General features: G+C 56.9%; 24 protein-coding genes. 14 read left to right on the top strand and 10 right to left on the bottom strand.

Annotated elements, in window-relative coordinates:
• Window positions 1-273 (top strand): group II intron maturase-specific domain-containing protein (locus BLO97_RS26895; protein WP_305882549.1); only part of this gene is annotated, 273 nt, incomplete at its 5' end.
• Window positions 274-580: 307 nt separating this feature from the next.
• Window positions 581-1,213 (top strand): LysE family translocator, encoded by a 633-nt coding sequence (locus tag BLO97_RS26900; protein ID WP_092224707.1) that lies wholly within the window; start codon window positions 581-583, stop codon window positions 1,211-1,213.
• 67 nt (window positions 1,214-1,280) lie between these two features.
• On the opposite strand, the gene BLO97_RS26905 is transcribed toward BLO97_RS26900, so the two are convergent.
• The 4 genes from BLO97_RS26905 to BLO97_RS26920 form a co-directional block, all read right to left on the bottom strand.
• On the bottom strand, window positions 1,281-2,537 hold the full coding sequence (locus BLO97_RS26905; RefSeq protein WP_092349033.1) for an aminotransferase-like domain-containing protein: 1,257 nt from the start codon (window positions 2,535-2,537) through the stop codon (window positions 1,281-1,283).
• 62 nt (window positions 2,538-2,599) lie between these two features.
• The gene (locus tag BLO97_RS26910; protein WP_063324872.1) at window positions 2,600-3,745 is read right to left on the bottom strand and encodes a PLP-dependent transferase; all 1,146 of its coding nucleotides are present in this window, start codon (window positions 3,743-3,745) and stop codon (window positions 2,600-2,602) included.
• Entirely contained in the window at window positions 3,742-5,226 is a 1,485-nt protein-coding gene (gene amrS, locus BLO97_RS26915; protein ID WP_063324873.1) for an AmmeMemoRadiSam system radical SAM enzyme, read from the bottom strand. The genes BLO97_RS26910 and amrS overlap by 4 nt, the downstream gene beginning before the upstream one ends.
• A 103-nt stretch (window positions 5,227-5,329) precedes the next feature.
• Window positions 5,330-6,043: a YczE/YyaS/YitT family protein gene (locus BLO97_RS26920; protein WP_092150191.1), complete on the bottom strand. Its 714-nt coding sequence runs from the start codon at window positions 6,041-6,043 to the stop codon at window positions 5,330-5,332.
• 189 nt (window positions 6,044-6,232) lie between these two features.
• On the opposite strand from BLO97_RS26920, the gene BLO97_RS26925 reads away from it, so the two are divergent.
• Window positions 6,233-6,664, top strand: a complete 432-nt coding sequence (locus BLO97_RS26925) for an Lrp/AsnC family transcriptional regulator (protein ID WP_063324875.1) — start codon at window positions 6,233-6,235, stop codon at window positions 6,662-6,664.
• A 73-nt stretch (window positions 6,665-6,737) separates the two neighbouring features.
• Here the strand turns inward: BLO97_RS26925 and BLO97_RS26930 are convergent, their stop codons facing one another.
• The 6 genes from BLO97_RS26930 to BLO97_RS26955 form a co-directional block, all read right to left on the bottom strand.
• On the bottom strand, window positions 6,738-7,988 hold the full coding sequence (locus tag BLO97_RS26930; protein WP_371914906.1) for an MFS transporter: 1,251 nt from the start codon (window positions 7,986-7,988) through the stop codon (window positions 6,738-6,740).
• Window positions 7,952-8,554, bottom strand: coding sequence for a DUF1349 domain-containing protein (locus BLO97_RS26935; protein WP_063324877.1), 603 nt, complete (start codon window positions 8,552-8,554; stop codon window positions 7,952-7,954). The genes BLO97_RS26930 and BLO97_RS26935 overlap by 37 nt, the downstream gene beginning before the upstream one ends.
• 7 nt (window positions 8,555-8,561) lie before the next feature.
• Window positions 8,562-9,212, bottom strand: a complete 651-nt coding sequence (locus BLO97_RS26940) for an HAD family hydrolase (protein WP_092349036.1) — start codon at window positions 9,210-9,212, stop codon at window positions 8,562-8,564.
• Window positions 9,212-9,886 (bottom strand): dihydrofolate reductase family protein, encoded by a 675-nt coding sequence (locus tag BLO97_RS26945; RefSeq protein ID WP_063324879.1) that lies wholly within the window; start codon window positions 9,884-9,886, stop codon window positions 9,212-9,214. Before BLO97_RS26945 ends, BLO97_RS26940 begins: the two co-directional genes overlap by 1 nt.
• Before the next feature lie 29 nt (window positions 9,887-9,915).
• Window positions 9,916-10,944: an alcohol dehydrogenase catalytic domain-containing protein gene (locus BLO97_RS26950; RefSeq protein ID WP_092150178.1), complete on the bottom strand. Its 1,029-nt coding sequence runs from the start codon at window positions 10,942-10,944 to the stop codon at window positions 9,916-9,918.
• A gap of 323 nt (window positions 10,945-11,267) precedes the next feature.
• Window positions 11,268-12,137 (bottom strand): response regulator transcription factor, encoded by an 870-nt coding sequence (locus tag BLO97_RS26955; protein WP_092150175.1) that lies wholly within the window; start codon window positions 12,135-12,137, stop codon window positions 11,268-11,270.
• A 311-nt stretch (window positions 12,138-12,448) separates the two neighbouring features.
• Between BLO97_RS26955 and BLO97_RS26960 the strand changes: the two genes are divergently transcribed.
• The 11 genes from BLO97_RS26960 (at window position 12,449) to BLO97_RS27010 (ending at window position 21,720) form a co-directional block, all read left to right on the top strand.
• Window positions 12,449-12,646, top strand: coding sequence for a Flp family type IVb pilin (locus tag BLO97_RS26960; RefSeq protein WP_024616550.1), 198 nt, complete (start codon window positions 12,449-12,451; stop codon window positions 12,644-12,646).
• Between the two features lie 151 nt (window positions 12,647-12,797).
• Window positions 12,798-12,992: a Flp family type IVb pilin gene (locus BLO97_RS26965; protein ID WP_063324882.1), complete on the top strand. Its 195-nt coding sequence runs from the start codon at window positions 12,798-12,800 to the stop codon at window positions 12,990-12,992.
• A 26-nt stretch (window positions 12,993-13,018) separates the two neighbouring features.
• Window positions 13,019-13,549: an A24 family peptidase gene (locus BLO97_RS26970; RefSeq protein WP_092349040.1), complete on the top strand. Its 531-nt coding sequence runs from the start codon at window positions 13,019-13,021 to the stop codon at window positions 13,547-13,549.
• A gap of 2 nt (window positions 13,550-13,551) precedes the next feature.
• The gene (locus BLO97_RS26975; protein WP_092150169.1) at window positions 13,552-14,880 is read left to right on the top strand and encodes a P-loop NTPase family protein; all 1,329 of its coding nucleotides are present in this window, start codon (window positions 13,552-13,554) and stop codon (window positions 14,878-14,880) included.
• A gap of 15 nt (window positions 14,881-14,895) precedes the next feature.
• Window positions 14,896-15,708 (top strand): Flp pilus assembly protein CpaB, encoded by an 813-nt coding sequence (gene cpaB / locus BLO97_RS26980; protein ID WP_092150166.1) that lies wholly within the window; start codon window positions 14,896-14,898, stop codon window positions 15,706-15,708.
• 70 nt (window positions 15,709-15,778) lie between these two features.
• The gene (locus BLO97_RS26985) at window positions 15,779-17,095 is read left to right on the top strand and encodes a TadE/TadG family type IV pilus assembly protein (protein ID WP_063324886.1); all 1,317 of its coding nucleotides are present in this window, start codon (window positions 15,779-15,781) and stop codon (window positions 17,093-17,095) included.
• A gap of 8 nt (window positions 17,096-17,103) precedes the next feature.
• Entirely contained in the window at window positions 17,104-17,583 is a 480-nt protein-coding gene (locus BLO97_RS26990) for a TadE/TadG family type IV pilus assembly protein (RefSeq protein WP_063324887.1), read from the top strand.
• Window positions 17,583-18,077 carry a TadE/TadG family type IV pilus assembly protein gene (locus BLO97_RS26995; RefSeq protein WP_092349043.1) on the top strand — a complete coding sequence of 165 codons (495 nt, stop codon included), beginning with the start codon at window positions 17,583-17,585 and terminating at the stop codon, window positions 18,075-18,077. The genes BLO97_RS26990 and BLO97_RS26995 overlap by 1 nt, the downstream gene beginning before the upstream one ends.
• The gene (locus BLO97_RS27000; RefSeq protein ID WP_092224726.1) at window positions 18,071-19,291 is read left to right on the top strand and encodes an AAA family ATPase; all 1,221 of its coding nucleotides are present in this window, start codon (window positions 18,071-18,073) and stop codon (window positions 19,289-19,291) included. Before BLO97_RS26995 ends, BLO97_RS27000 begins: the two co-directional genes overlap by 7 nt.
• A gap of 3 nt (window positions 19,292-19,294) precedes the next feature.
• Entirely contained in the window at window positions 19,295-20,737 is a 1,443-nt protein-coding gene (locus BLO97_RS27005; RefSeq protein ID WP_092150160.1) for a TadA family conjugal transfer-associated ATPase, read from the top strand.
• Entirely contained in the window at window positions 20,734-21,720 is a 987-nt protein-coding gene (locus BLO97_RS27010) for a type II secretion system F family protein (RefSeq protein ID WP_063324891.1), read from the top strand. The genes BLO97_RS27005 and BLO97_RS27010 overlap by 4 nt, the downstream gene beginning before the upstream one ends.
• Window positions 21,721-21,747: the final 27 nt, after the last annotated feature.

Genomic DNA, 21,747 nt, shown 5'->3' on the forward strand with positions numbered 1-21,747 from the left:
CAGAGCAAGAAGCCACTTGAGGAGTTGGACGGATGGGTACGACGTAAGCTTCGGTGTGCCATCTGGCGCCAATGGAAGCAGCCCTCGACGAGGGCGCGCAACTTAATGCGCTTGGGGCTTGGCGAAGCTCGTGCCTGCAAGTCAACGTCGAATGGCCGCGGCCCATGGTGGAACTCGGGGGCGTCGCATATGAATCAGGCGCTGCCGAAGAAACTGTGGAACCAACTCGGACTGGTCTCGATACTGGACACGATCAACGGCTTATCTGCATAACCTGAACCGCCGTATACGGAACCGTACGTACGGTGGTGTGAGAGGACGGCGGATGCAAATCCGCCTCCTACTCGATCGCGTAAAAAAGGCCATCTCAATGCCCAAGGTTATGTTTCCGGCGCTCAAGGGGCTTTGACCAGCGATTCGTCTTGTCTGAGGGGGCTGACGACGATTTTCCTTAATATTGAAGGGGAGTGGAGAATACTTCCTGCAAAATTCAAGGGAAAACGCCTAGGAAGATTAATAGTTCATTCCTAAAGAAATGCACTTCTCCTAACCTTCCAGTACCCATTCTGGAGATGCATTTATGCTGATTTTCGTTAAATCGATGGTCATTGGGCTGTGCATTGCAGCCCCTGTAGGACCCATTGGGCTGTTGTGCATACAGCGAAGTCTGATGCTTGGGTGGAGAGCCGGTTTCGCGACGGGATTGGGCGCGGCCACAGCCGATTCGATCTATGGATTCATCGGTGCCCTGGGGGTCACCGCCATCATTGCGACGCTCATCAGCTTTAAACCTTGGTTGTGTATTTTCGGTGGGCTGTTCCTCGCCTACATTGGCTATCAGACAATACGATCGAAGGGCGGCGCGACAGCCATGGCGGGTGAGCGTGCCAACCTGTTCAAAGCCTACTCGACCACGCTGTTCCTGACGCTTTCCAACCCCATGACCATCTTGTCGTTTATCGCGATATTTGCTGCGTTGAGTGATGGCATGGCCAGTGACCAAGGCGGCCAGCACGCCTTGCTGCCGATGGTGACCGGTATCTTCCTGGGCTCGGCTGCCTGGTGGCTGGGGTTGAGTGGGTTCTCCTCCATTTTCAAGGCGCGGATTGCCGAATCGAAACTAAGGCTGATCAACTACTTTTCAGGGGCAACCATCGCCCTCCTGGGGGCCTACCAGGTCGCCACTGGCGTCATGCTGGCCACGGCAATCTGACCCAAGCTTTTATGCCTCGCTGAGCGGGGCATAAGCCTTGGTGTCTCCCTACGTGCACGCAGGACGTTTATTGCAGCCTGAACTCGACGTACGCCCTGAAACGGCCTATCGCCTGGGTGATTTGCGAGGTGGTTGCATTGCTGAATGACAGCCTGACCTGGGTGGTGGCCTCATTCATCAGTGAAAACAACGTGGTGGGAAATACAATCACCTTGAACAGCCTGGCGCATTCGCGCATTTCAAAATATCCAAAGACGAAAGGCAGTTGCACATTGATGAAGAAGCCGCCTGCCGGATGATTCCAACTGACCGCTCTTTGAGCGCCGGCTTTGAGTGGAAATTCGCGCTCAAGGCATTCAAGCATGTGATTCCTTTTATGTGTATAAGACAGCACCCTGGGTTGGCTCAGCTCTCTCAGCGAGTAGTGGTGCTCGATCAGCAAGCCTGCGACAACCGCTTGGCACAGGGCGGGGGTGTTCACCGTGATCAGGCTTTTGGCTTTGCACAATCGACCGCTGAAGGACATGACCCCAGTGCCCTCTGGGGCGACCACATAGCCCATGCGCAAGCCCGGGAAAATCGATTTGGCAAAGGAGCCCAGCAAGAACACCCGACGGCTGTCGATGGACTTCATCGACGCAATGGCATCGCCTTCGTACCTGAAGTAACGGTAGGCAGTGTCTTCGAGAATGAAAAAGTTCTTTTCATCGGCCAGAGAGAGCATGGCTCTCCTGTCGTCATGGGAAAGGCTGTCGGCAGTAGGATTGCTAAAGTCCGGAATCGCATAAAGCGCCTTGATCCTTTCACCTCTGGATTCCAGTGCTTCGATGAACCTGCGCAGGGCGATCGGATCAAGAAAGGCGGCCATGGGGACGGGGACTACTTTTATACCCAGCAGTTTTGCGATACCCGTGATCCCGGAAAACACCGGATCAGGTACCAATAAAACCCCTCCGCCTTCAAAAATGGACAGGAGCGTCAAGATGCAGGCTTCTTGAAAGCCCATGCACACCACAATGCTTTCAGGGTTGGCAACGTTGATCGCTTCATCCACCTGCAGATGGCTGGCGATTATTTCATTGATGATTCCAGCGGTTTTTCCATATTGGCAAAGCAGCGTCGCAAGTGACTGCTCGGTGCCGGCAACGTGATCTTTGTATTGGCTCAGGCCCCTGTCGATGAGCGAAGGGTCGCACTGCTCATCATCGGGTCGACCGGAGGCCAGTGAAATGGCCTCCGGGTTTTCTTGGGCAATCGAGTTTAGTAGGTGAATGACGTTCAGGATGGGGGCGTCGAATATCGTGCTTTCGAATGCGCTGGACACTTTCGCTTCTCCATAAAAAAGCAACGAGCCATTGAAGGCCCGTTGCTCATGATCAACACCCGCTACGCAGGATCGAGTGAGCTTTCTTGATCGACCATGCGCTCCATGGCTTCGAATGCCTGCAGCAGGTCTTCCTTGAGGTCATCCAGGTCCTCCAGGCCAAAGCACAATCGAACCAGGCCTTTCTCGATGCCCATGTCCGCTTTTTCCTGATCCGTCATCGAGGCATGGCTGCCACTGAAGGGCTGGGCAACCATCGACGTCACGCAGGCCATTCCCGTGCCCGTGCCAAACCATTTGAGCGTGCTGGTGAACGTTTTGTAGAAGGGAACCAGGTCGGGTCGAATATCGACAAACACGATGCCGCCGTAACCGGTCAGTTGTTTGCCATCGACGCGTGGGTAATAGACATGCTCGATAAAAGGCAGCTCGCGCAGATAGTTGAGCATGCTGGCTGTCGTCTGGCTGTGCTTTTCCATGCGCAGGTTGAACGTCTGCATGCTTCTGCGAAGCAACCATGCGCTATTGGGCGTTAATATCGTGCCTGAATAAAAGCGACCCTCAAGCAGGCGGTTGTAAATCATTTCACTGTTGACCAGAACCAGGCCGCCCATGACGTCGCTATGCCCGGAGAAGTATTTGGTGGCGCTGTACAGTGAAATGTCGGCGCCAAAGTTCAACGGCTTCTGAAATATCGGCGTGGCCCAAGTATTGTCAACTACCACCAGCGCTTGCGGGTTGTTTTGCTTGACGGCCCGGCTGACCGCATGAATATCAATGTCTTTCAGGAACGGGTTGGTCGGTGTTTCGAAAATGACCATGTCGACGTTCGCCGGCAAGGCATTCAACCCGTCTTGCGTGGTGAGATCCAGAATCGTCAGGTGTGCGCCGATGCGTGCTGCATACCGCTGGAACAATTTATAAGAGCAGCCATAGATGTATTTGTTGATGACCAGTGAAGCACCCGGCTTCAACAGTTCCAACACCATGTAGATGGCGCTCATCCCGGTGCTGTACGCCAGGGCATATTCGCTGCCCTCCAGGGACGCGACAACCTGTTCCAATTCACTCACGTTGGGATTGGCCTTCCTTGAGTAGAAGAAGGCCGAGTCAGCGCTGAAGGCGCTGCACTGATAAATAGGCGTGACCGAAGGTCGGGCGTCCCGGTCATCGACCTTGATATGAAGTATTTCAGTAGACACTTTCATGCTTGGCTGACCAGTTTGATGACCTGTTCATACATGTTCTGCTTGCCCTCGTAACCAATGGTCGGGGTAATGTCGTTTTGCGAAATACCAATTTCTTCAATCGATTCGGTGGGGAAGTGAGCCCTGTCGAATACTTCATGAAGGTTCGAGTTCACCCCGTTGGGGAGCCAGACCTCAGGACCGGTCTCGTCGATGCGTGCCTTGGCAATAATGAATCGATAGCTTTCATGGGGCCGCAGCGTCAGTGATTTCCAATCGCTGTTGTGCCCGTCCGTATAGTTGCGCCGCAGGTAGACGGTCTGTTCGAAATCTTCGGTATTCAGCACTTGAGCGTGCAGCGACACGATATCCCCATGCCACTCGAACTTGCGTTTCTCGTAAGCGCTCAGCGCCTCCTCGCGCAGCTCGACAGGAACGTTCGCCTGGTGTTCGCCCAGCAGTTTGAAATGCGCATCGTGCCCGCATTGAGAGCAGCAACCCTTGCTGTCCAGCCCGATGATTTCAGCGTTCAAACCATAGCGGGTGACGAGCAGGGCGTTACAGTTGTTGCAACTGGTGTTGGTGCCCTCAACGTCATTCACGTTGCCCAGATAGACATGCTCTACGCCCATGCTCCGAGCAACGTCCCGAGCCTTCAGCAACCGGTCCACGGGGGTACGGATGCTGTTGCTCATTTTGTAATCGGGATGGAACCTGACGAAGTGCAACGGCACATTCGGGCCCAGCTCATCCAATACCCACTGGCTGATTTTCCGGGCCGTTTCCTCGTCGTCGCTGATGTCGGTCACCATCAAGGTGCTGACCTCGACATATTTGCCGGCGTCGTAGACCTTCTTGATTCCCGCCAGGACTGGCTCTACCCAGCCGGTGGTGACCTTGCGGTAGTATTCCGGGGAAATGGATTTCAGCGAAATCGAGAAAATATCGATGACCGGCAGTAATTCATCAATGGCTTCTTCACTGATAAAGAACGCCGATTTATATAGGTTGATCAGGCCCGCTTCCTTGGCCAGCCTTGCCGTGTCGAGGATGAACTCATGCCAGACAACGGGATCGTTATACGTCCAGGAAATGACGCGTATGCCGTGCTTGAGTGCGGTTTCCACAACTTGTTCAGGGGTGTAGTAGTAAACGTCTTTGTCGGTGACGTACTTGGCCTGCGAGGTCTTCCAGTTGTGGCAATAACCGCAGTTGAGCATGCAGCCGATATTGCCCAGGGACAGGATCCGCTCTCCAGGGGCAAAGTGGAAAACGGCTTCGGTCTCAATCGTTTCTTCCGTGCTGTGAACACCTTTGCCGTAGTTCAATGTAACGAGTCTGCCGCCTCGGTTCCCGCGCACTTTGCAAAAACCTACCTTGCCCTCCTGTATGACACAGTTTCGCGGGGAAAGATGACACTTGACGACGCCCCCCGGGAGTATTTCTTCCAGTTTTGCCGGGCTGCTTTCCAAGGTCCAGTTTTTATTTTTTGTAGTGTCCATCTTTCTCACTCCTCATCACGGAAGTTGTTATCAATATCATCGGTTGAAAAAAATCGAGGCGAAACAATCCCGCTGCCATGGATGGCAACTATCTTTATGGGTGTTAGTAGGCGGATGAAGCGCGAATCAATCCATAGTTCTTGAGAGAAAAGCGCTTGGCATTCATGTTCATGAAGGGTTGAATAAGCGGGCCGATCACCAGCAGGAATGCGATCGTTCCCACGCCGAACGGGCCGCCTAAAAGCCATCCGCTCGAAAAGATGCCGATTTCAATGATCATTTTGGCTTTGGTGAATGACCAGCCCCACTTGGAAACCATGGTCAGGACCACGAGGTCCATGATTCTGATTCCAATACCGCTCATGATGATCAGCGCGGAGGAGTAGGCACATAACACCAGTCCCGTCGCCAATAACATGTACTCATTCATTCTCGCGATCAAATACTCTCCGAGCCCCAACCCTGACCAGAGATCAATCAACAGGCCGGTCAGCGTTGTTGTAATAAAGGGACTTATCGGCGGGTATTTTTTGTTCCAGAGCATCCACCATGTCAGGAAGAAGAGCGACACGATAGCCGAACAAATGCCCATGCCGAGCATAAGTATTTTATCGATGGAAATGATCAAGACGTCTAATGGGTCGGTACCCAGTTGACTGATGATGAAGCACTTGGCGCCCAGTGAAAAGAAACCGACACCCGTCAAGTACATCAGGAGCTGGTCCTTCTTGAAGTGGCGAAAACTTAGTACTTGCGTGCCAATGTACTGAGCGAATGAGTATGACTTTTTTCCACACTTTATCTTCTCATCTTCCATGCGAGCACCATCCCTGGAGAGAATATTTTTATTATGAGTGCGTCACGCTAAAGAGCAGGGCTATTGATTGCCCTCAGGCTTTCAGGCTGGAAATAGACTAGCGCTCTGCTTTATTTTGGTGCATGCTTTTTTTAATGAAAAACGCGGGCTTTTCATTAAAATTTATACTTTTAACCGGGGAAAACGCACATGGATCGTATAGACGTCAAAATCCTGGGTAAGGTACAGGACTGTGGTCGCATTTCCATCACAGAGCTTTCCAAGCACGCAGGTCTTTCTATTCCTGCCACCAATGACAGGTTGCGCAAACTTGAAGACTCAGGGGTCATCAAGGGCTATCACGCTCAGTTAGATCCAACCAAACTGGGGTACGGCATATCAGCTGTCGTCGGCATCACCACCCTCAAGCCGGCGAAATCCAAATTAATAGCAACGCTCACCGACATACCTGAAGTCGTTGAATGCCTGCACATCACGGGAAACGATTCCTATCTGATCCGGATCTACGCCAGATCCATGGCTGAAATCGAGGACATCATTGCGAAAATCAACGCATACGGAGAGACGCGTACCAGCATTGTCCTGTCCATTCCCATCGAGAGAAGAAAGCTCGCCCCGTGAGTCAGGGCGCCTGTCAGGCAGGGGCGGGGAGTGCTCGATCGACGAGGTCGCTCCCCGGCCATGGGCGTCCGGTCTAGCTCTGGCACGGGTGGGGATGCTTCTGTGGCCAGCGAGACATCCACACGAGTAATAGCATCATGGCGGCGGGGCAGAGGGTGACCGCCAGTAAACCGATGTGCAAATCCGAATGCGCTGAAATAATTCCCACAAGCCATGGAATCAGACTGCATCCGGCATTACCCGAGGCTGTCAGTACAGAGAACATGGTTGCTCCACCTTGAGGGTAGGCATCTGCGGTAATGGCGAGCATCGTGGGCCATAGGCAACTGCCTGAGAACCCTGCGGCGATGGCAGCGGTTAACGCCAATGCGGGGCTGGGGGTGAAGCTGATCACGAAAAACAGGACGACGGTCACGGCGCAGCAGCCTAGCATCAGTGAAACGGCGGGTATCCGTTCTTGCAGCAGAGCGGCAGCCATGCGCCCGAGGGCCATGCCCACTGAAAAACCGGCGAGCGCAAACCCCCCCACTTCTTTCGAGTAGCCCAATCCTTGTTCAGCGAAGGCGGGCAGCCATTGAGACAGTCCCGTTTCCGTAGCTCCTCCTAGAAAGATGGCGATCATGCAGGCGATGAAATAGGGTTGTCTGATAAGCGCGGGCATGGATTCGCGTTGCACGTGCTCCTGTATCAGCGGTGGCAGGGGCAATCGCAGGAACAATAGAAAGGTTGCAAGCGGGGCAACGATCAAGCCCAAGGCGACCATGCGCCAGGAAATGTCCCATCTCAGGGCGATGCTTGCGATCAGCACGGCACTTACCGCGCCAATGCAGAAATACGAATGCAGCCAGTTCATGGCGGCGCTTCGGCGCTCGGGTTGCAGGGCTGCGACAATAGGGCTGAGGATCATATCCAGCACACCCGCACCGAAACCCATGATGGCAACCGCGAAGAGCAGGAAGGTATAGGAAGGGGCAAAAGCCACAAGGGCCAGACCTGCTGAAGTGGTCATCAGCCCAAAGAGAATGATCCGCCTGGCGTCCCCTCGGTCTGCCAATGGCCCGGTGACCAGAATGGCCACTATAAAGCTGAGGAACATGACCGCCGGAATCCGTCCCAGTTGCTCCGTGGTCAGCCCTGACGAGGGGCCAAAGGCATCACTGAACGTCGTCAGGTACACCGGCAGGAAGTTGAGTGCCATGGCCAGGCACAGCATGGCTGCATAACAAGCGTAAAGCGCGTGTCGATGGGGATTGGGCGCAGACAGCATCAGGTATAAAACTCTTGAAATTAGAAACGTGGGGCGCCGTGCGCTTTCCAACAGCATTCAGTCCATTCAATCTCTGAAAAATGAGCTGCGAAAGATGAATCGCCCGGGCTACTGGCAAAGAACCCGAACCGGACGAGTTCTTCTGCATGGAGCAGGTGGAACATACGCATCATGCAGAACTGTGTCCCGTCAACCGAGTTTTCCAGAAGGAAGTCGCTGCCTCTTCGGCTCAGGCGGTAATACATGGTCTGGGTGACGCGATCGAAATCAGCCATGGACCAGTCTGAAAAACCATTGTTGGTCACGACAGAGAACAGCTGCTGGAAACCATTGTTCTGGTATTCGATGCCGCTTTTCATCCAGTGGTTTTTATCTTGGTAGATAAACAGGCCGCATTGGTCAAAGTAGGTACTTGAGGCAAAAGATACCTTGGCCTTCAATGTCCAGTATTGTTCCTCGCTGGCCACCACAATGGCCGGAGCATTGTCATACTCCAGGCCGTAATAGGTGCCTCGCCAGAAATCGGTGTCGGGTGTGGTGTGGATAATGATTTCCTGATCGTTGATGGACGATCGCTCGGGGACGTTAATCCAGGTCCAGTCTGAAATACTCAGTTTTTTCATGCTTTTATTACCCGAAAAACCAGTGGTTTATTTCCCAGTGCTGGTGGACACGTAAATCCGCCGCGCTCAGGTCCTGCTGCCCTGAATTGGGGTTGAGCAAACCCGCGCAAAACATGCTGGCGGCTTTTGCTGCCGCCACACCATGAGCGGAGTCTTCAATCACCACACAGGATGACGGTGGGAGACCCAGGCGTTTGGCGGCCATGAGAAAGATCTCGGGATCTGGCTTGCTGTGCGTAACGTCATCGCCACACACGATCTCACTGAAAAAAAGCTGCAGCCCAGCGTTACGTAAAATCAGCTCAACGAGTGCTCGCGGTGAAGAAGAGGCGACTGCACAAGGTATTCCCGCTCTCTGTAATGCGCCGAGAAGTTCTGTCACGCCTGGCATGGGAGGCAGGGGGGCGGAACTCAATACTTCCATCAACTGCCGGTGATGCTCCGCCATGAGGCAGTCCAGATCTTCTGCAAGCCCGTATTCGGTTTTGATGGCGCTCCACATATGACGCTGCGTGGTGCCTACAAAACGAGACAGTTCTGCCTCATCAAGCACCACGCCATGGCGTGCATAGGAATGTCTTTCCTGTTTCATATAGACCGGCTCACTGTCCACCAGCACACCGTCCATATCGAAAATGAACCCCTGGAAAGCCAGCATCAATGCGCACGCCGCTGTTGAGGGTCACGCTTGAAGTGCAGGAAGTTATAGTGTGAGCGTGCTTCAAACTCATGCAGCTTGAAGGCTTTGGTCATTTCAATGTCTTGGAATCCTTCGCCATCTATTAGCGTGGTAGTGTCTGAGCCGCCAATGATGATAGGCAATTGCATGAGCATGATTTCGTCGACTAGATCAAGATTGAATACCTGCCAGTTCAGGTGGCCACCCCCTTCAACCATGATGTGATTTATTCCGCGAGCTTCAAGCATCGGGAAGAGCTGTTTGAAGTCGACTCGTGCGGTTCCTGCAAAAAGAACCTCTTTACCATGCGCGCGGATGTGCTCGACCATCTTGTGGTCACGTGCTTCTTCTGTCGTTGCGATGATAGTGTGTTCGGGAGAACTAAAGATTTTCGCAGAAGCTGGGAAGTTGAGCGATGTCGTAGGAATGATACGCACAGGATTACGACCGGACTCATAGCGATTGGTCAATTGAGGATCGTCGGTGATAATCGTATTGCGACCGACCATGATGGCATCGACTTCACCGCGGAATTTATGAATGAAGCGCATGTCTTCATCGTCGAAATGCTGAAACAGCGGTTTGCTGGAGGCTTCATTGCCGAGCGTCAGTTTGCCATCGATGGAAATCTGGCTGAATACAGTAACTTTCATAAGGGGTCTACTTGAAGGGCTGGTTAGCTTTAGCGTGACAAGTGCTTGGGATTGGGGGTGAAGACGCTTTTTATCGTGGGTGCGCAAGGATCATTCAACAAACTGTCAAATGCTGTTGAATAAGCTTCAAGGGGATAACGGTGGGTGACTAGCTTTCCAAGTTCAGGAAGCCTGTGGGCAATGCGCAGCGCCCGGGGGAAGTGCTGGTTGTACTCGCCTGCGGCAATGATACTGATGGCATTGACCAGGAAGTGTTTTGCAGGGAGTGAATATTCATAATTCCCGTTGAATCCGAACAGGACAATCCTGCCACCTCGGGCAACCCGGCTGGCGGCTGTCTCGAGCTGATTACCCACGGTATCGATGACAACATCGTATTTTTCCTGGTTTTGCCCAAGGCACTCAAGTTCCTCAGGGCGCACGATGTTCAAACCCAGGGAGTGTCCGAATTCGATTCGAAAGGTATTCAAATCGGTAGCACATGTATGGACGCCCATCGCGCGCAAAAGTAGTTGTGCGACCAGGCTCATGGGGCCCGATCCTAGAAGCAGCACACGTTCCCCCGCTTTGATGGAGGCTTGTTCAATGTTGTTCAAAATACAGGCTACGGGTTCAACCAAGACGGCTGTTTCCCAACTCATGTCGTCTGGGATGCAGTGTACAAAGCGCTCGCGTGTTATGAATCGCTCCGCAAATGTACCGTGCTTGTTGACGCCGGCGATGTCCAGGCCCGCATTTGAACCGCCATTGCATAGATGGGTTCTAGCGGCGTTGCAATGTTCGCAGTTACCGCAGTATTCGTTGGGGTCTATCACCACACGCATCCCTTTACGCGTGCGTTTGACGCCTGCCCCTACATTGACAACGACGCCGACCGCTTCGTGACCACGGACGATGCCCACCTGTCCCTCTTCACGCCCGGACAATACCGCCAGGTCTGTTCCGCAAATACCGGAGAGTACAATGTCTATTTCTATACCATCGGCGGGTAGCGTTTCGGACACTTCGTGACTCACCAAGCTCAACGTTCGTGTGCTCGCTAAACTGATTGCTTTCATATACCCATCAGCGCTCTATTCGATTTTTTTGGATGAAGCATGCCAACTAGAGAACCCGCTCTGCTGTATCTGGAGCGGCCTACGGACGTGAAGCACGGTTCATCCATTTGGAAACGGCTGGCATTATGCAAGGCTGACAGAGTTGGTTTCAGTCGAAAAAGAATTACCGATAACGACACGATGATTCATGTTGTTTCAGCTTGGCCCGCCAGGCGCCGTAAAGACAGGCCACGCATGGTCGTTTCTAAGTTGGCAGGGGGGTGAATATTATTATTTGGACACAACTTGCGATGTGCAATTAATCAATAACGGTAAAAAACCTTTTACCCTTCAAGGCTATGCACCAGGTTTTCAATCGCTTCCAGGGCGGCCTCATCCGGTGGCTCCGGTGTCGGATGTGCGTTGCGCATCTGGTATGCAAGACGGTATTCACTGGGTGTGCAACTGGCATATTGCTTGAAGGCGCGAGCGAAGTACGACGGGTCCTTGAAGCCGGCCTCGTAGCCGATGCTGGTGATGGGCATCTGGCTGTTATCGAGCAGTTCCTTGGCGAAGCTCATGCGTTTGTTCAGTACGTAGTCAGTGAAACCGAGGCCATTGGCTTCCTTGAACACCCGGCTGAAACGAAACGTCGTCATGCCGCAACGCTTGGCCAGGTCGCGCTGATCGATGCTGTCGCGAAAATGCTGGTCGATGTACAGCATGATGTGGCTGAGGGCCTGGTGCTTCTGGTGCCCGGCGGTCAGGCGAATGCTGTCCGGCAGGGTCGGGGAGTGGTCGATCTGCGAGGTCTTTCCTCGGCCATTGGTATTGCGACGCAACTCGCACAGTTGCACCACGGCCGTGAGGTAGCGCTTTTTCTCGGCGGCGGACAAGGGCAGCACCATGTATTCCCAGACGCTGGAGCGCATGGCCCACACCGCCAACTCTTCGGAGTGCTGCACGGTGAACATGGTGATGGGCGTGCCAGGTACGGTTCGTTTGATCTCCAACAGGCGTCGCAGGCCCGGCGTGTCCGGGCGGTCGAAATGGATGCAGATCATGTCGACCTGTTCCGCGCTGGGCAGCATGGCGTTTTTTGCCAGCGTGCAGTCGCACGTGTCCTGGAATTGGGAGACGAGTTCCTTGGTGGACCGATCGTGAGTCAGATCGAACCATAACAGCTTTGGTTTTTCAGTCAGACTTGGCGTCATAGGACGACTACCCAGAGGTTCTTCCTGCCCTTTAGCTAGCAGTATTGTCACAGTGCTATCACTTCGCCGAATAAATTTTTATAAAAAACCGATCTTTTAGCGCCGTCCCGCCACGAGACGCTCGCGAGCGCCCGTCTGCGCTGCGGTACGGATGGATTTTCCGACCCAGCAGGCCCTTTCCCACCTGCCGCAAAAAAATCCTAGCGAAGTGCAAAATCCTCCTAACGGCTATGACCACCTGCTGACTAGGGTTGCATCAGGCAGTTCGCAATGTACTGCCCTTGAAAAACAACCCCGATGAGGTGTGCGAAATGACTCTTCAAACAATCAAGGCTTCGGTACTGAAGTTCGCCAAAGATGAAGATGGCCTGACCATTGTGGAATACGCCGTGGCCGGTGGGTTGATCACCGTCTTGGTGGCCGCTGCGTTTGTTCTTCTGGGCGGTGCCGTGAATACCAAGATCCGTGCGCTGTGCCAGGCGGTCAACGGCAACGTTGCCTGCGCATAAGCGATCACTTGCTTGGGGACACGGTAACTATCAAGGAAAACCGCTTGCGACTCTTTTGCAGTGAGTACAACGAATCAATCAAATGGACTTCGCGCTGTCCCCTCCAACCAAGTTCGTAGCATAACTTCTTAACGCGCGTGAGGTTCATGAAATGACTTTCCAGACAATAAGAACTTCGATCAGCAAGTTCGCCAAAGATGAAGACGGCCTGACCATTGTTGAATACGCGGTGGCGGGTGGCTTGATCACGGTGTTGGTGGCAGCGGCATTCGTCCTTCTGGGCGGCGCAGTGGACACCAAGATCCGTGCGTTGTGCCAAGCCGCCAATGGCAACGTCGCCTGCTAACGATAATCACACTAGGGAGACGCATCATGTCCATGGAATTGCTGGTGTCGACGGTGCTGCTGCTGGGACTGCTGGGTGTGGCGGTGGTGAGCGATCTGCTTCGCCACCGCATCCCCAACACGCTGGTCCTGTTGGGCCTTGCCCTGGGGTTGGCCGGCCAGGTTTATACCGGTGGGCTCGGCGGCCTGGGCGACAGCCTATTGGGCATGCTGATCTGTTTCGGGTTGTTCCTGCCCATGTACGCGGTGGGTGGCATGGCCGCCGGTGACGTCAAGCTGATGACCATGGTCGGCAGCTTCCTGCCTTTTCATTACGCACTGTGGGCGGCGCTGTTCAGCCTGATCGCCGGCGGTGTGTGCGGTTTCCTGATCGTCCTGGCCCGTGGCCAACTGCTCCAGACCTTGGGGCGCTATTGGTTGATGGTGCGAGCCCAGGCCTATCTGGCGCCGACTTCCGATGAAGTGGCCGGTAAACCCTTTCCTTATTCGATTGCGATCCTGATCGGTACTTTGAACAGCGTTTACTGGCAACTGGTTGCCGGCGGCTGGGGAGTCTAGTCATGCACGTCATCAACGATAGCGATGCCTACCCCAGCGAACGGGAAGCGGTCCAACGCCTGGCGCCACAACCTTGCACCATTCGCGACACCGGCCTGAGCGACAGTTTCCTGGGTGAGCTGGTGTGCAAGCATCTGCACGACGCCGGTGTGCTGGACATGTCGCGGCTGGTGGAGCGCCTGGCCCTGACCGGCGCGGTGCTGGAAGAAGTCCTGGCGTTCCTGCGCAAGGACGGTCGTGTCGAAGTGCTGGGCCAGCTGGGGCAAACGGGTGTACAGACGCTGCGCTATGGCCTGACCGAACGCGGTCGCAGTTCGGCGCGTGACGCCCTGGCCCGTAGCGGCTACATCGGCGCGGCCCCGTTCCCGGTCAGCACCTATCGCTCGCTGATCAAGATCCAGACCATTCACCATGGCCGCATCACCGCCAAGGACATGCACCAGGCCTTGGCCGGCCTGGTGTTGAGCCAAGGCATGCTCGACCAGTTGGGCGTCGCCCTGAATTCCGGGCGGGCGATCATGATCTACGGTCCGGCGGGCACGGGCAAAACCTATGTCAGCAGCCGATTGATCCGGCTGTTCGCCGAGGCGATCTGGGTGCCCCATGCCATCGTCATCAACGAGTCGGTCATCGAGATCTACGACCCGCAGGTGCACCAGCGCCTGGATGACCACGGCCAATCGAACAACCTGATGCTCAACGAAGGCATCGACCGCCGGCTGCTGTGCTGCAAACGCCCGATCGTCATTACCGGCGGCGAGCTGAACATGGAACAGCTGGACGTGCGCTACGACCCGTTCACCCGGCAATACCAGGCGGCTTTGCAGCTCAAGGCCAGCAACGGCCTGTTCATCATCGATGACATGGGCCGCCAGCGCATGGCCCCAGCCGAGTTGCTCAATCGCTGGATCGTGCCCATGGAGGAGAAGCGCGACTTCATCAACCTGGGCGGCGGCCGGCATTGCGAGCTGCCATTCGACCTGGTGCTGGTGTTTTCCACCAACCTCAATCCCCTCGAATTGGCCGACGAGGCCTTCCTGCGGCGCATTGGCTACAAGGTGCAGTTCGGCTACCTCAAGCCCGAGGAGTACGAACAGATCTGGCGCCAGGAATGCGAACGCCTGGGCATCCCGTATGACCCCCTGTTGGTGCGCTATGTCCTGCAGCGGCTTTACGCAGGCGAAGGCATGCCGCTGGTGCCTTGCCATCCCCGTGACCTGTTGAACATGGCGCTTGACCGCCAGCGCTACCTGGGCGGTTCCGGGCCCCTGTCACCGCAAGAGTTGGAATGGGCCTGGCACAACTATTTCGTTCAGCTCGACTTCCTTTGATCTGGAGATACCGACATGAGCTCTCGTACGCTTCCCCTGATAGGCGTTTCCCTGGTAATGGGCCTTGGTGCCGCATGGATGGCCGACTCCTGGCTGAGCGCACGACTCAATGCGACCCCCGATGACCACTTGCGAAGCGTGGTGGTCGCCACGGTGGAAATCCCCTTCGGGCAAATGGTCGAGGCCCAGCAGGTCACCACCGTGCGCATGCCCATGGACACGATCCCGGACGACGCCTTCGATTCCAGCGAGCAGGCCGTAGGCAAGATTGCCACCTTCGACATTCTGCGTGGCGACATCGTGCGGGGCGCGCGGTTGAGTGAGCACCTGGGTGGCAGCACCCTGGCTTCGCTGATCGCACCGGACAAACGCGCCATTTCGGTAAGGGTGGATGATGTGGTCGGCGTGGGTGGCTTCCTCCTGCCGGGCAACCGGGTCGATGTCTTGGCGACCAAGACCACCAGTGCCGGCAGCAACAGTGCGACGTCCCGGACCCTCCTGGAAAACCTGCGGGTACTGGCCGTGGACCAGACCGCAGGCACGGACAAGACCCAACCCGTAGTGGTGCGTGCTGTGACGTTGGAAATGTCGGCCACCGAAGCGGAATTGCTGGTCACTGCGCAGACCGAGGGCAAGTTGCAATTGGCCTTGCGCAACCCGTTGAACCTGGAGAAAAAGGCCGTGGCCGTTGCACCGCCAGCCCCGGCGCCAGTCATGGCGATGGCCGCTCCACTGCCAAAACCTGTGGTACAGCGCAGTGCCAAGCCGCAAGGCGGGGCGATCACGCTGATCCGCGGAACAGAAAGCAGTGTGATCAATGTCCGCTGAGTAACACCCTCCATGCCAGGCCCTTGTGGACCGTGGCGATGCCGATCCTCAAACGTTGTATGAGGGCTCGATGATGAATGCCAATATCCGGCGCCAGGGAGGGGCGGTGAGTGTACTGATGGTGATCGCGTTGGTAGCGATTTCCATGATGGCGGCGTTGGCCCTGGATGGCGGGCACATGCTGCTGAACAAGACGCGTCTGCAAAATGCGGTGGATGCCGCCGCCCTGGGCGGGGCCAAGACCCTGAGCCAGGTGAGTGGCAGCATCAACATGGCCAGCACCACTCGCGCGGCGGCCCTGGACACGCTCAACAGAAACGCCAACGCCGCCGGCAACACCGAACTGGCAACCGCCGTTGCTGGCAACCCGGGGGCGTTTGCCGTGGTGGAACTGTCCAGCAGCGTCTACGGCCCGTTCTCCTATCCAGGGCCTACCGATGCCAAATACGTACGGGTGTCGGTGGCCAGTTATCAATTGAACGGTTTTTTCTGGAGCTTCGTGCAAACGATGGGCAGCGCCGGCTTGGGCAACAAGCGCGTGGCGGCGATTGCCACCGCGGGGCCCAGCCCCACCTCTCCGTGTGATCTGGCGCCGTTGATGGTCTGTGGCGATCCCACTCAATACGACCCGGCCGCCGGCAACTTCTGGGGGTATCAGTTTGGCGATCTGGAAGTCTTGAAAACGGCGGCGGGGAACACATCACCCATCGGCCCGGGCAACTTCCAATTGCTGGATTTCGGCTCAGGCGGCAGCGCAGTCCGCGAGGATCTGGCCGGTGGTGGCTCGGTTTGCCGCAGTGTCGGCGACAACGTCCAGACTGCGCCAGGTAATAAAGCCGGTCCTACTTCCCAAGGCTTGAATACGCGCTTCGGTATCTACAACGGCCCCGTCAGTTCTTCGGACTACCCGCCGGACCTGGTCACGTCCTCAGGCACCCCGGCGATCACCTACAACGATGCGCTCTCCCAGGCGCAATACAAAGGCCAATCCATCAATTCGAGCAACGGCGATCTTTCGGCGGGCGGCGAGGCGATACAGGACTACAACGACTGGCGGGCCCAGGTCGCCGCCTGTGTGGCGGGGGGCGGCAGCGGTTGTGAAAGCAACGGGGTTTTCGAGCGCCGGATGTTGAAAATCGTGATCGGTGATTGCGCCGGGAAGCTGAGCGGCTCGACGTCGATTCCAGTCTTGGGGTTCGGCTGCTATTTCGTCGTGCAGCCGGTGGACGGCGGTGGTTCGGAGTCCATTATCTTCGGCCAGTTCGTCCAGGAGTGCGAAGGCGACAACGTGCCCGGTCCTACGCCCTCCACCGATTCCGGCCCGCAGATCATCCAGCTCTACAAAACCTATCTCAACGGCAGCGGCACGCCGAGCACCGACTCGTAGGAGGCGTCATGGGACTTTCTCATTTCAAACCCGCACAAGCCCAGCAAGGCGTAGCGCTGGTGGAGTTCACCCTGGTGCTGCCGTTGCTGCTGTTGTTGCTGCTGGCCTTCGGCGAGTTCGGCCGCATGCTCTACCAATACAACGTGCTATTGCAGGCCAGTCGCGATGCCGACCGTTTCGTCGCCAGCCAGGCGTGGAATACCACCCTGGGCGGCATCACGCTGAACAACACGTTGCTGACCCAGACAAAAAACGTCGCGGTGTATGGCGTGCCCAGTGCTACCGGCACCGCCGTGGTGTCAGGGTTGACCACGGCTCACGTTCAGGTCGCCGCCGAGGGCATCGATCATGTGCGCGTCACCATTACCTACCCCTTCTGTCCGGTGATTGGTGCGGGTAACTGCACCGGTTCGATTCCAGGATTTTTCGGCAATGCCATTCCCTTGGGCATCCAGTTGGTCGCAACCACCGTGATGAGGGCGCTGTGATGAATCACAAACACATGCGCGGCACTTACATCGTGGAGTTTTCCTTCGTGGGCTTGCTGGTGTTCATCCTGCTGTTCGGCGTGGTGGAAATGGGCCGGTTGTACTTCACGGTCAACGCGCTGGATGAAGCGGCGCGCCGTGGAGTCCGGCTGGCGGCGGTGTGCAATATCAGCGACCCGGTGGTGTTGCGTCGGGCCATCTTCAACGCCGCGACGGACGCCGGCACCAGTCAACTGATCACCAGCCTGGCGACCTCGAACCTGGCGCTGACCTACCTGGATGTCAACGGAGCCGTCGTGGCGAACCCAGCCGACACCTCCGGCGCCAACGGTTTCCGTGCCATTCGCTACGTTCGCTTGAGCGTGGAGAACTTCGTTTTCAACCTGTTCATTCCCGGCTTAGGCGTGCCCATTACCTTGCCCGCGTTCAGGGCAACCTTGCCACGCGAAAGCCTTGGGCGTCATTCCGATTCCGGGGAGATCACACCATGCTGAATACCAGGGAAACTCCGCTTTCGACCGCGACTGGCAGAGCCGGGCTGCGGATACTGATCAGCAGCCGCGATGCCACGGCCCTGCGTGACCTGCAATGCGTCTGCCAGCGTATGCCTGGCCTTGAGGTGAGTACGCGCCTGGTCAGCAACGGGCATGTCGACCCGCTCTACGGCCTGGACCGCATGCCCGACCTGTTGCTGCTACGCGTCAGCCACCTGTGGCGCGAAGAATTGTCAGCCTTGCTGCAACGTCCGGCCCATGAACGTCCGCCGATGCTGGTGTGTGGTCCCTTGGGTGAGCAGGAGGGCATGCGCCTGGCGATGCAGGCCGGCGCCCGGGACGTGCTGCCCGAACCCATCGCCGATACAGAGTTGGTGGCGGCCCTGAATCGCCTGGTGACGGAAGTCCGCCTCGGCAACGGCAATGAAGGGAAGCTGATCGCGGTGATCAGCGCCAAGGGCGGTTCCGGCGGAACCCTGGTGGCGTGCAACCTGGCCCAACAACTCAGCGCCCGGGCCGGCAATACGCTGTTGCTGGACATGGACCTGCAATTTGGCAGCGTGACCCATTACCTGGACGTAGCGCAGTCCCACAGCCATCTGGAAGTGCTGCAGCAGATCGATGACATGGACAGCGTCGCGCTGCGGGGTTTTTGCAGCCACTTCAGCCCGACCCTGCATGTGCTCGGTGGCCGGGCCGGCGAGTTGTGCCTGCCCCAGGACGCCCAACCCGAACAGCTCGATGCCCTATTGCAACTGGCCCGTACCAGCTATGACTGGGTGGTGGTGGACCTGCCGCGGCAGATAGACCACCTCACCGGTTCGGTGCTGGAGCAGGTGGACCGGGTGTACGTGGTGGTGCAACAGAGCGTCAGCCACCTGCGCGATGCCAGCGCCCTGGTGCGGATCCTGCGTGAAGACCTGGGCGTGCGCGGGGATCAGTTGCAGATCGTGATCAATCGCTATGACAAAAACGCCGCCGTCAGCCTCAAGGACATCGGCGAGGCCCTGCGTTGCACGAACCTGTCGAAATTGCCCAATGACTTCAACCTGGTCAGCCAGAGTCAGAACACTGGCGTGCCGTTGGGGCTGCATGCGCCGAAGGCGGCCATCACCGCCGCCCTGCGCGATTTGACCGAAGACCTGGTCGGTCACCAGATGTCCACGGACAAGGGCTTGCTTAAACGTGCCTTCAACCGTTTTTTCGGGGGATGACCCATGATCAGCGACTTTCGTAACCGCTTGCGCAAACAACCTTCCAAATCCGGCGCCTCAGCGGGCACCCAGCCCGAGGACGGCTTGCCGGACCCGACGGACGCCTTGATGGCCTGGGAACAGGCCATCCCCGACGTGCTGTATGAAACCCGCAGCCAGGTGACCCCGGTGGAGGCCGAATGGCGGGAAAAGATCTACCAGCAACTGCTCAAGGTCATGGACCTGTCGTTGCTCGATACCCTTGAGCAAGCCGAGGCCGCGCGGCAGATACGCGAAATTTGCCAGCGTCTGCTCGAGGAACATTCGGCGCCGGTGAGTACCGTCAGCCGGCAACTGATCATCAAGCAGATCACCGATGAAGTGCTCGGTCTCGGGCCGCTGGAACCGCTGTTGGCCGACCATAGCGTGTCCGACATCCTGGTCAACGGGTTTGCCTCGGTCTACGTCGAGCGCTTCGGCAAGCTGCAACGCACCGACGTGCGTTTTCGCGACGACCAGCATCTGCTGAACATCATCGACCGTATCGTCTCCAGCCTGGGGCGGCGCATCGACGAGTCCTCGCCGTTGGTGGACGCCCGGCTCAAGGACGGTTCGCGGGTCAACGCGATCATTCCACCGCTGGCCATCGACGGTCCAAGCATGTCGATCCGGCGCTTCGCGGTGGACCTGCTCAACACCGACAGCCTGATCCAGGTCGGCACCATGACCCCGGCCATTGCCTTGCTGCTCAAGGCCATTGTTCGCGGGCGCCTGAATGTGCTGATCTCCGGCGGGACCGGCAGCGGCAAGACCACCATGCTCAACGTGCTGTCGAGTTTCATTCCCCATAACGAACGCATCGTCACCATCGAGGATTCGGCCGAGTTGCAACTGCAGCAACCTCACGTGGTACGCCTGGAAACCCGGCCGTCGAACATCGAGGGACGTGGCGAGGTGAGCCAGCGGGAATTGGTGCGCAATAGCTTGCGGATGCGTCCGGACCGCATTGTCATCGGCGAGGTGCGTGGCGCCGAGGCGATGGACATGCTCACGGCGATGAATACCGGCCACGACGGTTCGCTGACCACCATTCACGCCAACACTGCACGGGACGCATTAGGTCGAATCGAGAACATGGTGTCGATGACCGGGGCGACGTTTCCGATCAAGGCCATGCGTCAACAAATTGCCTCGGCCATCGATGTGGTGATCCAACTGGAGCGTCAAGAAGACGGCAAGCGACGCGTGGTGAGCATGCAAGAGATCAATGGGATGGAAGGAGAGATCATCACCATGACCGAAATTTTCTCCTTCGTGCGCCAGGGCATCGGTGAGCACGGCGAGGTGCTTGGGGAGTATCGGCCCAGTGGCATGATCCCGGCGTTCCGCGATGTGCTGGCCAAGCGCGGCATCGAACTGCCACTGACCCTGTTTCGCCCTGAGTGGATGGAGAGCCGGACGTCATGAGCAATATCCCCAGTGAGTTCATTCTGATTTTCCTCGGCATGGTGTTCATCGCCGTATTCCTGCTGTCCCAGGGTGTGGTGGTGCCGGTGTTCGGTGAAGCCGGCAAGATGCGCAAGCGTATTCGCGGGCGCTTGCATGTGCTGGAGAAGGCCAACCACTTGCCCAACATGCAGACCGTGTTGCGGCAGAAATACCTGACGCGCCTGTCACCCTTGGAAGCCCGCCTGGAACAGCTGCCATTCATGGCCAACCTGACCCAACTGATCGAGCAGTCCGGTCATGAATACCGGGCCTATCGGGTCATGCTGCTGGGTCTGGTCCTGGGGGCGGCGGCCGGTGCCTTGGTACTGATGGTCTCGCCCGTCTGGTGGCTGGCGCTGCTGGCGGCATTTGCGTTGACCTGGGTGCCGGTGTTGAAAATCCTGCGTGACCGCAACAAGCGTTTCGCCGCGTTCGAGGAAGGTTTGCCGGATGCGCTGGACGCCATGTGCCGGGCCTTGCGCGCCGGGCATCCGTTCAACGAAACCCTGCGTCTGGTCGCCGAGGAGCACAAAGGGCCGGTCGCCCAGGAATTCGGCATGACCTTTTCCGATATCAACTACGGCAACGACGTGCGCCGGGCCATGCTCGGCCTGCTGGAGCGGATGCCGAGCATGACGGTGATGATGCTGGTGACTTCGATCCTCATCCACCGCGAGACCGGCGGCAACCTGACCGAAGTGCTGGAGCGCTTGAGCCGCCTGATTCGCGGGCGTTTCCGGTTCCAGCGCAAGATCAAGACGTTGTCGGCGGAAGGGCGCATGTCGGCCTGGGTGCTGGTGGCGATCCCGTTCGTGCTGGCGATCGCCATCGTGCTCACCAGCCCCAGCTACATGCCGGTGCTGATCAATGACCCCATAGGGCACAAGCTGATCATCGGCGCATTCTGCGCCATGTTGATCGGGATTTTCTGGATAAAGAAGATCATCCGGATCCAGGTTTAAGCGCTGTTGCGCCAAGAGGTTTCAGTC

Origin of the sequence: Pseudomonas sp. NFACC05-1 (assembly GCF_900100135.1) — a bacterium.
GTDB lineage: Bacteria > Pseudomonadota > Gammaproteobacteria > Pseudomonadales > Pseudomonadaceae > Aquipseudomonas > Aquipseudomonas fluorescens_Q.